The sequence below is a fragment of the Paenibacillus sp. TC-CSREp1 genome, assembly GCF_050171015.1.
Classification (GTDB): domain Bacteria; phylum Bacillota; class Bacilli; order Paenibacillales; family Paenibacillaceae; genus Paenibacillus; species Paenibacillus silvae.
In genome coordinates this window covers 1-13,033 of the sequence record NZ_JBNOKM010000023.1, presented here as the reverse complement: position 1 = coordinate 13,033, position 13,033 = coordinate 1, and the positions used below count along the sequence as shown (strand labels likewise).

The 13,033-nt window shown below is 47.6% G+C and carries 10 protein-coding genes and 1 pseudogene; all 11 read left to right on the top strand.

The annotated features are described in order from the left end of the window. The first annotated feature begins 1 nt into the window (after position 1). The gene (locus ACQSGY_RS26275) at positions 2-1,720 is read left to right on the top strand and encodes a PP2C family protein-serine/threonine phosphatase (protein WP_427181566.1); all 1,719 of its coding nucleotides are present in this window, start codon (positions 2-4) and stop codon (positions 1,718-1,720) included. Next, positions 1,720-3,012, top strand: coding sequence for a normocyte-binding protein (locus tag ACQSGY_RS26270; RefSeq protein ID WP_427181611.1), 1,293 nt, complete (start codon positions 1,720-1,722; stop codon positions 3,010-3,012). The genes ACQSGY_RS26275 and ACQSGY_RS26270 overlap by 1 nt, the downstream gene beginning before the upstream one ends. 7 nt (positions 3,013-3,019) lie before the next feature. Further along, positions 3,020-3,709 (top strand): iron-dependent peroxidase, encoded by a 690-nt coding sequence (locus ACQSGY_RS26265; protein ID WP_427181565.1) that lies wholly within the window; start codon positions 3,020-3,022, stop codon positions 3,707-3,709. Between the two features lie 33 nt (positions 3,710-3,742). Beyond that, on the top strand, positions 3,743-6,394 hold the full coding sequence (locus ACQSGY_RS26260; RefSeq protein WP_427181564.1) for a molecular chaperone: 2,652 nt from the start codon (positions 3,743-3,745) through the stop codon (positions 6,392-6,394). Positions 6,395-6,425: 31 nt separating this feature from the next. Beyond that, entirely contained in the window at positions 6,426-7,199 is a 774-nt protein-coding gene (locus ACQSGY_RS26255) for a DNA and RNA helicase (RefSeq protein WP_427181563.1), read from the top strand. Positions 7,200-7,231: 32 nt separating this feature from the next. Beyond that, positions 7,232-7,873, top strand: a complete 642-nt coding sequence (locus ACQSGY_RS26250; RefSeq protein WP_427181562.1) for a hypothetical protein — start codon at positions 7,232-7,234, stop codon at positions 7,871-7,873. Between the two features lie 14 nt (positions 7,874-7,887). Beyond that, positions 7,888-9,303 carry a phage baseplate assembly protein V gene (locus ACQSGY_RS26245; RefSeq protein ID WP_427181561.1) on the top strand — a complete coding sequence of 472 codons (1,416 nt, stop codon included), beginning with the start codon at positions 7,888-7,890 and terminating at the stop codon, positions 9,301-9,303. Positions 9,304-9,339: 36 nt separating this feature from the next. Beyond that, positions 9,340-10,446, top strand: a complete 1,107-nt coding sequence (locus tag ACQSGY_RS26240; RefSeq protein ID WP_427181560.1) for a pentapeptide repeat-containing protein — start codon at positions 9,340-9,342, stop codon at positions 10,444-10,446. Continuing rightward, positions 10,446-10,961, top strand: coding sequence for a hypothetical protein (locus ACQSGY_RS26235; RefSeq protein WP_427181559.1), 516 nt, complete (start codon positions 10,446-10,448; stop codon positions 10,959-10,961). The genes ACQSGY_RS26240 and ACQSGY_RS26235 overlap by 1 nt, the downstream gene beginning before the upstream one ends. Before the next feature lie 15 nt (positions 10,962-10,976). Next, on the top strand, positions 10,977-11,411 hold the full coding sequence (locus ACQSGY_RS26230; protein WP_427181558.1) for a DUF4280 domain-containing protein: 435 nt from the start codon (positions 10,977-10,979) through the stop codon (positions 11,409-11,411). Positions 11,412-11,413: 2 nt separating this feature from the next. Beyond that, positions 11,414-13,033, top strand: a pseudogene (locus ACQSGY_RS26225) (hypothetical protein); the annotation flags it as partial.

The following is a 13,033-nucleotide window of genomic DNA, read 5'->3' as shown; positions in this document are numbered from 1 at the left end:
GATGAGGAAGGAGAACAGTGAATTCAAGACGGCTTTTGTCTCGGAAGCCGGTTCTTTCCTGAAGAATCGGGATTTTTACGGTTGCGTCGAGCTAGAAGATTGGGCCTGTTATGTCATTGCAGATGGTCTGGATACAGATACGGAAGTGAATAGCGCCCAGATTACAGTGCAGACCATTCTGGAATCCTTTTTGGAAAAGCCAACCATGTCCAAACGCAAATTAACAGAGTATATCAAGATAGCGCATGAATGGTTGCAGTATGAGAGCCGCCGAGTAAGACTCAAAGCCGGATTTGTTATTGTTGTGACAGATTATACACGCATGGTGTGGGCATCTGCCGGACACAGTCGATTATATCATTTTCGTGGAAATCGACTTGCTTTAAAAAGCAAGGATCACAGCGTTGCTGCTCAACTGGCAAGTGAAGGAAAGATTGCAGAGGATCGTGTGGATCAGCACGATGAGCGTGGCAATCTGAATGAATATGCGGGTAAACCTGGCATGATCAAACCGTATGTATCGGATAAGATCAAACTTGCCGATGGTGATCTGCTTGTGCTCTGTACCCCAGGACTATGGGAAGGTGTTCAGGATGCCGAGATGATCGATGCGGTTGAAGACGCCAATGACCCGCAGACGCTGGTAGATACTCTTGAAGAGGTGATGCTTAGTAAGCAGCGTACGCGTATCGAGAATTATAGTGCTGCAGTCATCTATGTGAATAAGATTTTTCATGAAGAGCCCAAGAATCGCAAGAAGTGGATTAAACGGATTGCCATCATGCTGATTATGTTTCTGATTTTGGGTGGAGCCGGCATATTCTACGCGGTGAAAAGTGCAGCCAAAAAAGCCGAATTGGCCGTAGACATGCTGCAATATGAACAAAATGCAGATCAATATGTCAAGGAGCAAGAGTATGCCAAGGCGGTTTCAGACTACAGCCTTGCACGCAACAATTCCATCAAAATCAAGGACCCGATACATAAAAAACTGTTAACCCAGAAAATGTCTGCTGCCCAGACGCTGGTTGATGGAGAAGCTCACCTGAAAGAAGGGGACATTACCAAAGCGACCGCCAGTTACACCAAAGCTTTGGAATTGACCGAATCTTATAGCATGTTCAACCGTGAAGTTATTCAGCAGCGCTTGGAGCAGATGACCATCTTCCAGCAAGTACAGGATTGGATCACGGAGGGGAACCTGAAACTCCAGAATGGGGATTACAGTGGAGCAATCATTTTGTATAAAAGGGCGAGAACAGCTGCCACGGAGACAGGCTACAAAGATGCGCTGAAGGAAATAGGTACTCAACTGGAGACGGCCGAGACCAAACGTGCAGATATCAAGCGGCAATCCCGGCAGCTTCAGGCAGATACGCTGGAACAGAAGGGCGATCGCTTCAATGAAGCTGGAGACTATAGCGGAGCTATGGATGCCTATGCTTCGGCACAGGAAATATATCAGGAAATTGATATGCTGGAACGCGTACTGGCCATGGAGCGGAAAATAAACAAGCTGGATGAGAAATTGAATCCACCTGTCCCGGCGGCTGATCGTACACAGGATACGACAGGATCAGATACAGCAAACAGATCAAACATAACCTCGGATATGAACGGGAGTACAGAAATCATAAGTACTGGCAATCCAGCGGGAAGCACCAACACCACTGAGGCTGACGTGAATGAACAGGAGACATTGGAAGGAGGAGATTCATGATGAAAGACATGATTCGTGACCGTCTTAACAAGATGGAGGATCTCGAACAACGCCGTATGCTCAAAGATCTCATGACAGGCGTTTTTCTCAATCTTGTTGAGTATCAAGAGACGTTGAACAAGCAGATCGAGCAGCGTGTTTTTGATGAGGTGTTGCCGCAGGAAGAGCGCCATGATGTATATGTCACGTTATGTGCGCGGGAAGACCTGGACCCTATTCATGAATTCTTGTACCCGATCATTCCTGAGGATGTCGAACCACAGACCGTCTTTTTGAGTGAAGCTTCAGAAGCGCTGGCGCGTAAGGAAGAGATGAAATTGTTCACGTTCTACATGGAATGTGGGCAACAGGAGCTCCAAGCTCTGTTGCAAAGTAATCGCACATTTCGCGGGCAGCTTGTAACCAGTGAAGGCAGACATGCCATAACAGTTCGCTTGAAACCAAGCACAGTTTATATTTCCAAAGTGGAGGAGTTGTATCGGATCTTTTGTAAGAACAGTCTGCCATGGAAGTCGATTAACGCACCTTATGTGTTCAAATTCGTTGATTGTGTTCTAGTCGGTTCCGATGATGGAGATACATGGGACAAACAGCATGTGGTCAAGGAGCTGTCCATCCATCTGGAGGAGTTCGAGTCTTATAAAAGAACCAATATGATTCCGCTTTGGAATATCCAGAAACTTGATATGAAAACGGGAGGTTTCCCTGTTCCGGCTTCGGACCGAATCAATTATGAACATGTGCTGCCGCTCCGCAAAACCGGATCGGAACACGGGTATCTGGTGGATGGAGATGAATCACATATTCGGTATATCAAAAGATCGGAAGATGAGATCACCATCGTTTCTCCGCTGGAAAAATCCGATTCCTGGACGGTGCTGAAAATAGCTGGATATGTGGAGACTCGAATTGGCAGAATGGACTTTCCGCTGTTTACCAATGCCAAACGGGAAGGCTTTGCGGGTAAATATGCACGCCAGGAAGGGCGCTCTGTTCGGTCCAAAGGGGAAATTGCCCGCATGGTTCACGCTTATCAGGCAGCAGAGGGTTTGGCATTGGAAGATATACAAGTGGTTGCGCCAGGCCCCGCTTTGGGAGTTACTTATCCACTTAATGCGTTTGTTAGCGATCATGTCCGTGTTGAAGCAGATAAACATCGAATGATTCTGAGATTCAGCAAGCATAGACAGCAAGCGGAAATGGATATTTTCCGGGATGATCTGCTTAGCTTTCTGGTATCCGAAATCCAGCTGGCTTTCCCCGAATACCGCTGTGAAGGGGAATGGGTGTGATAACAACATGAATTATATTTGGGACCTCATCATCCGGGCCAAGCGTAATGGAATGGACATGCGTGAAGTAACCTTTGTACCGGCACGTGTATATTCGCCTTATATGGAAATTAGCCATACCGATTTGAACGCTTCAAGCGTCGAAGGCTTTATTGAAATCAATCCGTATTATCGCTTTTTTGATATTTTCCGGGATTTGTTTGATATCAATAACGAAGAGCAGCTGGAGTTGCGCCAGGCGCTATTTGATCTGGTTATTCATTTTTTGGCAGACATGGATTTGATGCAGGGTATGAACAAAAGGGAGTATTACATTCGATTCATTCTGAAGGATATGCATTCGGGGATATATGGAGATCGGGTTCGGCGGCGATTGGCGCTGTTCGAACAGGAGGAGCAGGAAGTGATCGCCTGCAATATGCTCCGTTTGTATGATACGGGAGAGGCCGTTCATCTGCTGAGGAATACCCTTGTCCGAATGTTCCCGCGTTCAATTCTTTATGCCAATTGTGAGGAAAAGGATGAATTGCTTTTGTATATTGGCCAGGTGGAACAAGCGGAAGCGAAGGAGAAGCTGGAACTGATTCTTGAACTCTTTCTACCGGTTCGTTTCGACACGGAAATATACTGGCAGCATCATTTTGGCATTCTGGACGTGGATTACACGATGACACAGGACGGAATTGCCTTATATTAAGCAGCGCCAGCAGTTGTAAGGAGGAAGTTATCGATGAACGGCTATTCATACCGATTGTATCCTGACGCGACGAGCAGGGAACGTTCCAGAGGCACCATGCGTTATACACGCGAAGAACTGACGGACATGACCACATTCCAATTACGAAATATTTGCTACAAAGAACGGTTGATTGAAGGGCTGGGTGCTCGGGCTGGGCGGGAAGAACTCATTCAGATTATTTTAAAATTTTTGGGAGCTGATGATGTATTGTGGATCGACCGGCCTGCCGAAGGCGGATTCGACCGTGTACAAAATGCGATTTCTCGTCATATGACGTCGCCCATGAGCAGTGATGGAGGTATCAGTGTGCCTGCAAGGCTGATTCTGTACGAAGGATTGAACGTGGACAAGCTGGATCGTTATGTAGTTACGGCACCTGGAGGGTTAAGTGAATCCAACGTACTTTTAGTCAATGAGAGCATGGAGTTATGTGGTATCTTCAATCTGGTTAAGGACGACTCCTTATCAGGCACATTTTATTTGACAGCAGGAAGTGGATCGACCTGGAAGAGATCGGGAAACAGACAGTATAGTCTTCTCTTTTTCCGTAAACGCGATTCGGAATATTTGTATCAGACCTATTATTCAAGCAGACCACTTCCACCAATTCATATTCAATATATTCAAATACCACTGGCAGATCTGGACATCCGGGAGCTTGAACCGACAGAAGCCGTGCTAGCGATTGATTTTGGCACCTCCAATACGACGGCAGGCGCCTATTTGCATAACGGTTATATTCAGGCGCCAAGCAGCCAGGATTTGTTGAATGGACGAGTTCGTTTGGATGCCATCAACTACGTATCTTTTCCCGATCCTACATATAAAGCTACGGACTGGATAGAGATTCTTCCTACAGCCATTGGTGTGGCAGATTGCTCAGAGCCAGCAAATATTCGTTACGAGTTTGGCTATGAAGCAATACGAAGCATGCGTCGAGGTGGATACAGCAGTCGCGCCAGTGTGTTCCGAAGTATAAAGCGCTGGGTGAACAATTACAACAAAACGGAAGAAATCGTCGATGTTCATGGGAATGCAGCCAAGGTTTCGCGTATAGATCTGCTTCGTGCATACATGAATTACATCATTCGTATGGCAGAGCATCAGTTCAAGTGCAAGTTTCGTAATGTGCATTTTACCAGCCCAGTGAAGATGAAAACACAGTTTTTGCAGATGTTCGACGAGATGCTTCCGGATTATCGGATTGAGCAAACATATGCGCTTGATGAGGGTATGGCTGTGCTTTACAACACCCTTGCTGACGGAATGGAGCGCGGTGCTTTCATGGAAGGGCAGACGTATCATGCACTTGTAATTGACTGTGGTGGTGGAACTACCGATTTGTCATCCTGTGCCTTTACGATCGAGGACGGGCACATGGCGTATAAGCTGGATGTCCACACGACTTACGAAAATGGGGACACCAACTTCGGAGGTCACAACATTACCTATCGCATTATGCAATTCATGAAAATCGTGTTTGCTGACTTCTACAGCGGACGTCGTCAGGTGACGGATATTGATAGCTTGATTGAGGCACCCGGTGCGGATGTGTTCCGTCAGGTGGATGAAGAGGGCGTGAAGTTTGTATATCAGAAGCTGGAGCAACGATATCAGGAGGCAGAGCGGATTATTCCTACCGCATTTGGGCTTAGAGAGAATTGTTCCAGGGATGAGTATTTGCGGGTGAGAGGTAACTTCTACTTTCTGTGGGAAATCGCTGAAGAGATGAAGCAACAATTTTTTCGCAAAACAGGCATCTTACGTAACCGATTCCACTCGGAAATGGAGGACGATGGGGACAGTGATCTGCAGATCACCACCATGGAACGTTGGTTTCTCTCGGTAGAACGGAATGGTGAGCTGAAGGATGAGTATGAATTTCCCGATGTGGTGTTCAATATCAAGGAGATTACTCAACTGATTAAAGCTGATATTTATGAAGTGGTTCGCAAGTTTTTGGATGATTTCTATCACCAGGGACGGATGAGCCAGTATTCGATTATCAAGCTGACAGGGCAGTCCTGCCGCATTGATGTATTTCGGGAAGCACTGAAGGAGTTTGTTCCCGGCAGAAGCATTGAGTTTCGTCAAAAACCTGCGGAAGGGCGTGTGCCAGATCTCAAACTTGCGTGCCTTCGAGGAGCAATTCGTTATCTGAATGCCCGCAAGACCGGAAGCATTCAAGTTGACATTACGCATGATGCTGCAGTAATCCCATATACCGTAAGCGCCTATGCGCATAATGGACGCGAAAAGATATTGATCAACAGTCTGGATCGAAGTGATGGCATTCCGGGCAGCATTTCCCGCCCATTCGAGACGGCAGAAGTGGAATTGTTTTTGAGTGGAAGCGATGGTCAGCTAAGACAAAAATTCGTCTATGTCAACCGTCCTGATTTCTATAAAGAGGTACTTTATGAAGACATCCGGGATCGATACGGAGATAAAATTCCGCAAGAGGATACGGACTCGATCATAAATGGGGAGACGAAGTTTTTTGTTTATCCGGATGATCGTCATTGGGGCTTTTATGTGCTGCCTGTGGCTCGTAGGAATGAACGGCTGTACCTGGGATCGCAGAAGCTGCTTCCGTTTGAAACCGACTTGTCGGAACTGGATTTCTTTGACGGAATGAAGTGAGGACGACGAGCAGAAAGGAGGGATGTCGCTCATGTTTACCTATTCGTATCCGCATTTTAACAAGGGAAGAATCCTGAAATCATCGATGCTGGAGAGACTACGTGATTTTCCCAAAGATTACATTGAACTGTACTTTCGCGGTTATGCAGATGGCATTCTTGCAGGTGTTGAGATAGAAGTGTTTCCAGACAAGCTGGTTGTTGCTCCTGGAATGGTTCTACATAAAGGAAGAGTCTATATGCTGACAGAGCCTATGGAACTGGCATACCAAGCTACGGGGCGGGTTAACGTGCTTAAGCTTCGATTTGCTGCGGACGAGACTGTGAATGACATGACGTTAAGCCGATCAGAACTGTGTCTGGATGAAGAGATAACGTGTACTGCAGGAGAGTTGGAGTTGGCTCGATTCAAGCTAAAGGAAGGGGCACGGCTGCGCCGAGACTATCAGAACTTCGCTGATTTGGCAACCGAGTTCAACACGCTGCATGTCATTCATGCTCCTTATGCAGCTGAAGGGGCCAGCACACTATCCCCGGTAATTATGAAGGATTATGCACAAAGAATGCTTCAAACAGGGACGGATGATCCCCGGGATCTGGTCTTCGCCATGATGTGTCTCAACGAAGGCATCGTTGCACGCAGCGTCATTCTTCATTATATTTCCAGTCAATTGGGGCTGGAGAACAGAGATTACGATAATGCACAGATTCATCGATATCTGGATCGTCAATTGCTGAATGCAGGTCGGGGAACAGGGCGTTCAGGGCATCAGACGGGTGGATTACATCGAATGATTGTTGATTGATTCAGCACAAGGAAAGGAAGTGTGTTCTTCATATGGAATATCTCGATCGCAAAGTAATCCCTATATTATTTAACCATCGTGAAAACGAAGAAAGGAATCAGAATGACAAATTGGAAGGAATACATAATTCGGCGTATAAGTCCTCGACTGCAGATACAGCAGAGCTGCCCGAGATGCTTCAGATTGGCAAGGAAAGCGTTTTTCTGAAACGTACGGAGCTGTACGATAGCAGGGTAACTGTATCTCTTCCGCGATCATTACGTCTAATCTCAGAGAAGGAAGCGAGTATGAAATATCCTTCGTCTCATCGGCCGGAATGGATATATACCAATGACTCCGGTACCGTCAATTTTACGTTCAACAGGCTCGAACATCGCATTTTGGAAGAGGAGCTGACTACCTTTACTGAAACGATGGCCAATGTTATTCGCGGAACGCAGCCTGTCAGACAATGGGAGAAGCAAGGTGTTCGAAGGACTGAAGCGGGACGAATGATCGGTTACTGCCAGTTTTCCGTTCAGGGGCTGAATAATCAGATTTATAACCATATCGTTTTTTCGATTTTGGACCAGTCCGTTCTGGTGTATGGATTTAATTGCACGGATGAAGAAAAGAGGATTTGGCTGGAACCTGGCGAGACGATTCTGAATTCACTTGCAATCCATGGAAGTTGAGAGGAGTTGGGAACATGAGTTTGACTTATGAGAATCTGATTATTGAACCCTATGAACTTCTGCATCTGCAGGAACTGACAATCCGAAAAAAGATGAATGAGCACACCCGGCTCGTGTTTAAGGGCATGGTGTCTGAAGAATGGAAGGATCGCTATGTCGATGTTACAGATATGGATACCTCGATTGAAGTGTGGCAGAAGGATGAGGAGGGCAACAAGAAGCCTCTGTTTAAAGGCATTCCACTAGCTGTTGAAGTACAGGTTGTCAGAGGGGTTTATACACTCCAGGTGGAGGCCATCTCGCATACATACCGAATGGACATTACCAAACGAACACGTACTTTTCAAAATGTCAAAATGAAGTTGCCTGATTTGCTTGAGGAGCTGGGTCAGAATTATCCGGGTCTGGACGTGATTGATGAGGGGACGGGGGGAAGCCAGATCGGGAAGGTTGCTGTGCAGTATCAAGAAACGGATTGGGCTTTTCTCAGAAGACTGGCTTCTCGATTTCACACCAGCTTGATGCCGGCGGCTCAGTTTGAGAGTCCCAAATTTTATTTTGGCGTTTTCGAACACGGAAATTCAATTGATCTGGATCATACACGTTTTACAATCCGCAAGAACATGGCACCTTTCATGTACTTTACGGAAAATGATTCAATAAAGGTCAACGAATCGGATTTCATTATATACGAAATTGAGACAGATCAGGTGATGGAGCTTGGACATCATATTACCTTCCAAGGCAGAAGTCTATATGTGACGGAGGCATATACCGAGCTTGTGGGAGGATTAGTGAAGCACCAATATGCACTCAGCCTTCATAGAGGTTTAAGACAGAAGACATATTACAATCCGCTGATTGCCGGTAGCTCTTTACTGGGTCGCATCCTTTCGGTACATGGTGGTCATGTCAGAGTTCAGCTGGACTGTGATGAACAACAACAGGAGAATGAAGCGTTGTGGCTGTTGTATCAGTCCCCTTACATCGCAGAGGGTCAGACAGGCTGGTATGTCATGCCTGAAGTGGGTGATCCGGTGGCCGTCTATTTTCCAACGCAAGATGAAGAAGAGGCCTATGCGACAGCAGCACCCCGTCTGGATAACAAGGTAACCGGAACGAACCAATTGAATAAACCGGATCACAAAATCTTCCGTACGCCTTATGGGAAAGAGATTAGGCTGACCCCGGATTCCATTTCCATTAGCAGCAAAGAAGGTGAGGTGTTCATTCGTCTCAGCGGGAACGAGGGCATACAGATCATAGGAAACCAGCAGGTCCAGATGACTGCCGGTGGCAATATCTCGCTCAAAGCCGGGAAGAAAATAACGTTATCTGCGGATTCGCAATTGTTGCTCAAAGGTGGGGGAGGAACATTCAAGCTGGACGGTCAGGCTAAAATGAGCGGATCGGAAGTGAAGGCCAACTAACCTAGCATGGCATACAGGGCAGAAGGGGGAGTTCCAATGGATCGCAAGGAATCCGTGTTACATTTTTATACCCATCAGGTGGAGCCGGCACGGGCCAGGCTTATGGATGATTTGCAGCATACGCTGCATACAAGGCATACGGAATTGACAGCCGATTTCCTGAGTCATTTCAGGCTTTTGATTCAGGAAATCAGCGATGCCCAGAAGCGTGGAGCAAAAGGGAGGATCGCTTACATTCAATATTCTATGCTGCGAACAGAGCTTCTTGGGGGGGCGATGAACATCCTGGTCGAGGCTTGTGATGCTTCATGGTTGCTGGATCGAACGCCCATCCGTTCGTTCTATTCTTCTCAATGGGCCTATGAGTGTCTTGAACGGATGCTCAATGGATTACGAGAGGAACTCCCTCGCTATCAAGGAAGTGTTGCAGCGGTAGAACTGGATCGAATTATGCTGAGGGAAGCGGCACTGATGAATCGTTATCTTGTGTATTTTATACGTCGTTGCTTTCGTGAGCTGGAGGATGTTGAATGGCACTCCCTTATGGAAACAGAACAGATATTCGAAGTACGTGTGGGAGAATATCTGGATGCCAGCGAGTGTGTATTTCGTATCGATGGAAGGAACAGGAGCATTGCAGAAATTGGTGAAGCATTGGAAGAAAGCGACGGTCTGGAGGTCATGTACGGGCATTTTCAGGAGCTGGATATGAGCAGGATGGTATGTAGCGATCTGGATTTTCGTTACAGTCGCTTCGAACGTATTGATCTGCATTCTACCGATTTTCAACGCTGTGTCCTGATAGGGACACACTGGCGCAATTGCAGTCTGGAAGATACCGATTTCACTGGAAGCATTCTATATGGCGCAGATTTTAGCGGCTGCTCACTGGAAAGAGCCGTATTCAGGGAGATCATAGGGGAAGCGGGACATCCGGAAGGATTAGCTCAGGGACCTGCTTATGATGCGCTTAACTTCGAGAATTCGAACCTTTCGGGTGCTGACTTTCGTGGGGCCAGTCTTCGTGGAGCTGTATTCCGTGGAGCGAATCTAACCAATACGTTATGGGAGGGTGCTGATGTGGAGGGAGCAATTTTTGACGAGGCCGAAAGGAGGATACCGCTATCCGATACTTTCGCCTAATGACCGACCCCAGATGGATAAATCGCGTCGAGACAGAGCCTGTCGGGGAATTGCAGCGCAGGGCCTGGAATCAGGCTTTCCATGATTCTGGCAGTGAATATACCGCTATGAATCTGTATGTGCGAAGCGGGCTCCATATGGATTATACGGATTATTTGGAGCACCCGGTTCCAATGGTTTCAGATCAATTACTTGAAATAATTATGCTGTATTGTCCACAGCTCAAACGAAGGGCTGCTGTATTAACAGACAGGGAGCGCATGACACAGGAGACATACTGGGCTATTCACCCTCCTGCACTTGCAAACGTGTTATCCCCCCATACCCGTCGCCGTATAGATGGGACGCTGGAGCGAATTGTACTGAAACAGGAATTCCCCGAGGCACCGTTTTTTCAATTAATGGAGCTGCGAGAAACTGTGATCGGTGTCAATCTGGCGTTGGCGGAGAGCATCCTGCGACGAGATGTTACAGGAGTGCAATTCATTCCATTGGAACTGGAGCACACAAATTAGAAAGGAGAGGTTAAGATGGCGCAAAGTCGAGGTCAGGATGTTCAGATTCATGCAGCTGGAGAAGGCGCTAAAGGATATGTCGTTGCAGGTGCAATTCTTAAATGTAGTTGCGGGACACAGCGCACACGCCTGAAGATACCGTTCAGCCATGGCGTATACATCAAGGGAAAGGCAAAGATGACCGTTGAGGATTATGTCCCAGGTGTTCATATAGGCTCGTTTGGCAACTGTTCCAACCCGCTTAATCCTGCGGTAGCTGCAAGTACGATGGTTGATATCTATGGAGTTAAAAAAGCACCATGTGTTCCCGTGCTGACTATGCCCTGGCTTCACGGAAAGGGTGATACTAAGGTGGAAGGGAAAGCTGCCCTGCTCAGTCACTGTACGCACAAGTGTCTGTATGGCGGAGATATCGTCATAGAGGATGACGGACAGCAATTGGACTTTTAACGATGAGTGAAAACAGGGGAAAGAAACTTGACCAGATTGGGTATGAACAGATCCGTTTATATTGGCCTTATCGTGCACAGAGGCTGGAAGGTGTACAGATTACCCGTCAGGTGAACGAGCATGCGAAACTTTACGTTAGCGGCATCATTCCGGAAGAGGATGGACCTAACATTCTTCAGGTACAGGCTGAGGGGGAACCGATTGTACTCAGACAAGTCGATGAAAACGGCAGATCGGTGAGGAGACTCTTTCACGGGGTAATGATCTCGCTATCAGTTCATCTGTCGGGAGGGGTCTATCGATTTGAGCTTGAAGCTTTATCTAATTCCTATCAAATGGATATCCGAATGGAGGAACGAGCCTTTCAAAACAGAGGGTGGACGTTCAAAGAACTCATTCAATTCATTATGAAGTCTTATCGCTACTCAGATGTCATAGATCAAGTTACCGGAAATACCCAATTAAGTGGACTTGTATTACAATATAAAGAGAGCGATTGGATGTTCCTGCGCCGGCTTGCCTCAAGGTTCGGCACAGTGCTGGTGCCCGAAATCACGGCCGCATCACCTAAACTGTTTATCGGGTTGCCATCGGGGAAGGTGTGGAGGTGGCCAGAAGACCAGCCTTATCAGGTTCGCAAGGAGCTCGCTGGAATGGACTGGCATAGCTCTGGAACGGAGGAACGATATATTGTTCAGGGTTCCAGAGGCACACAAGGTCTGTTGCAGTACACGCTGGCAAGTGCCGAGACTTACGCATTGGGAGACAGGGTTGAACTTCCGAATGGTAAAGAGCTGACCGTGGTGTATGCTCATTCGCAGCTGGAGTCGGGGCTGCTTGTGACAACCTACCGCATGATACCCGAAGAGCATATTCGCGTACCCAGATGTAATCTGTCCGATCTGATTGGCTTGTCATTATATGGCGAGGTGACCCGGGTGATTGGTGATCACGTTCAGATCCAATTACCCATCGACGAGGGCCCCGTGGCACAAGGTGCCGCCTGTCCCTATCCGGTAGCACCAGCCTATGCAGCGGAAGGACATAGTGGACTATACATCATGCCGGAGATCGGGGATACGGTGGAATTATATTTTCCGAGCAGCCTGGAATCCGGGGCGTACATTCGTCATTCCATCTCAGAGGGCAAACGTTCCGCTAACGGGGGGACAGACCATAAAGTCTGGGGGCATCCTGCCGGAAGTTCGATCGGAATGTCGCCTGAGGAGGTTACCCTGCAGGCCAGATCAGGTTTATCGATTACCTTGAATGATCAGGGTGTCGTATTGAACAGTCCAGGTAATCTATCGATTCAAGGAAGCAGCATTCATTTTGCGGCTGGGAAGATTGAAGCCACGGCTCCAGAAGCGATCTGGTTGCTTGGTGGTGGGGGCAGCTTTATTTTGGATGGGGAGGCCAACGTTCGAGCGGGTCTGTTGCAGCAGGAGGGGAGCAACAAAGCACCTGTTCATGTAGCGGATCTGCCACCCGAGCCTGAGCCACCGCTGATGCCCATAGAGCAGTACGAAGCGGCTCAGGCCGCAGCCGCGGCTGCGGATGCAGCAGTGACCCAAGCTTCGATGACAAGCCCGAAGGATGTATCCTTGGTTGGAGCAGCGCTG

What these genes read in the sequence shown, in the direction of transcription:
- ACQSGY_RS26245 (WP_427181561.1), top strand. Translation starts at nt 7,888, where the DNA reads ATGAGTTTGACTTATGAGAATCTGATTATTGAACCCTATGAACTTCTG.
- ACQSGY_RS26240 (WP_427181560.1), top strand. Translation starts at nt 9,340, where the DNA reads ATGGATCGCAAGGAATCCGTGTTACATTTTTATACCCATCAGGTGGAG.
- ACQSGY_RS26250 (WP_427181562.1), top strand. Translation starts at nt 7,232, where the DNA reads ATGGAATATCTCGATCGCAAAGTAATCCCTATATTATTTAACCATCGT.
- ACQSGY_RS26230 (WP_427181558.1), top strand. Translation starts at nt 10,977, where the DNA reads ATGGCGCAAAGTCGAGGTCAGGATGTTCAGATTCATGCAGCTGGAGAA.
- ACQSGY_RS26235 (WP_427181559.1), top strand. Translation starts at nt 10,446, where the DNA reads ATGACCGACCCCAGATGGATAAATCGCGTCGAGACAGAGCCTGTCGGG.
- ACQSGY_RS26260 (WP_427181564.1), top strand. Translation starts at nt 3,743, where the DNA reads ATGAACGGCTATTCATACCGATTGTATCCTGACGCGACGAGCAGGGAA.
- ACQSGY_RS26265 (WP_427181565.1), top strand. Translation starts at nt 3,020, where the DNA reads ATGAATTATATTTGGGACCTCATCATCCGGGCCAAGCGTAATGGAATG.
- ACQSGY_RS26275 (WP_427181566.1), top strand. Translation starts at nt 2, where the DNA reads ATGAGGAAGGAGAACAGTGAATTCAAGACGGCTTTTGTCTCGGAAGCC.
- ACQSGY_RS26270 (WP_427181611.1), top strand. Translation starts at nt 1,720, where the DNA reads ATGAAAGACATGATTCGTGACCGTCTTAACAAGATGGAGGATCTCGAA.
- ACQSGY_RS26255 (WP_427181563.1), top strand. Translation starts at nt 6,426, where the DNA reads ATGTTTACCTATTCGTATCCGCATTTTAACAAGGGAAGAATCCTGAAA.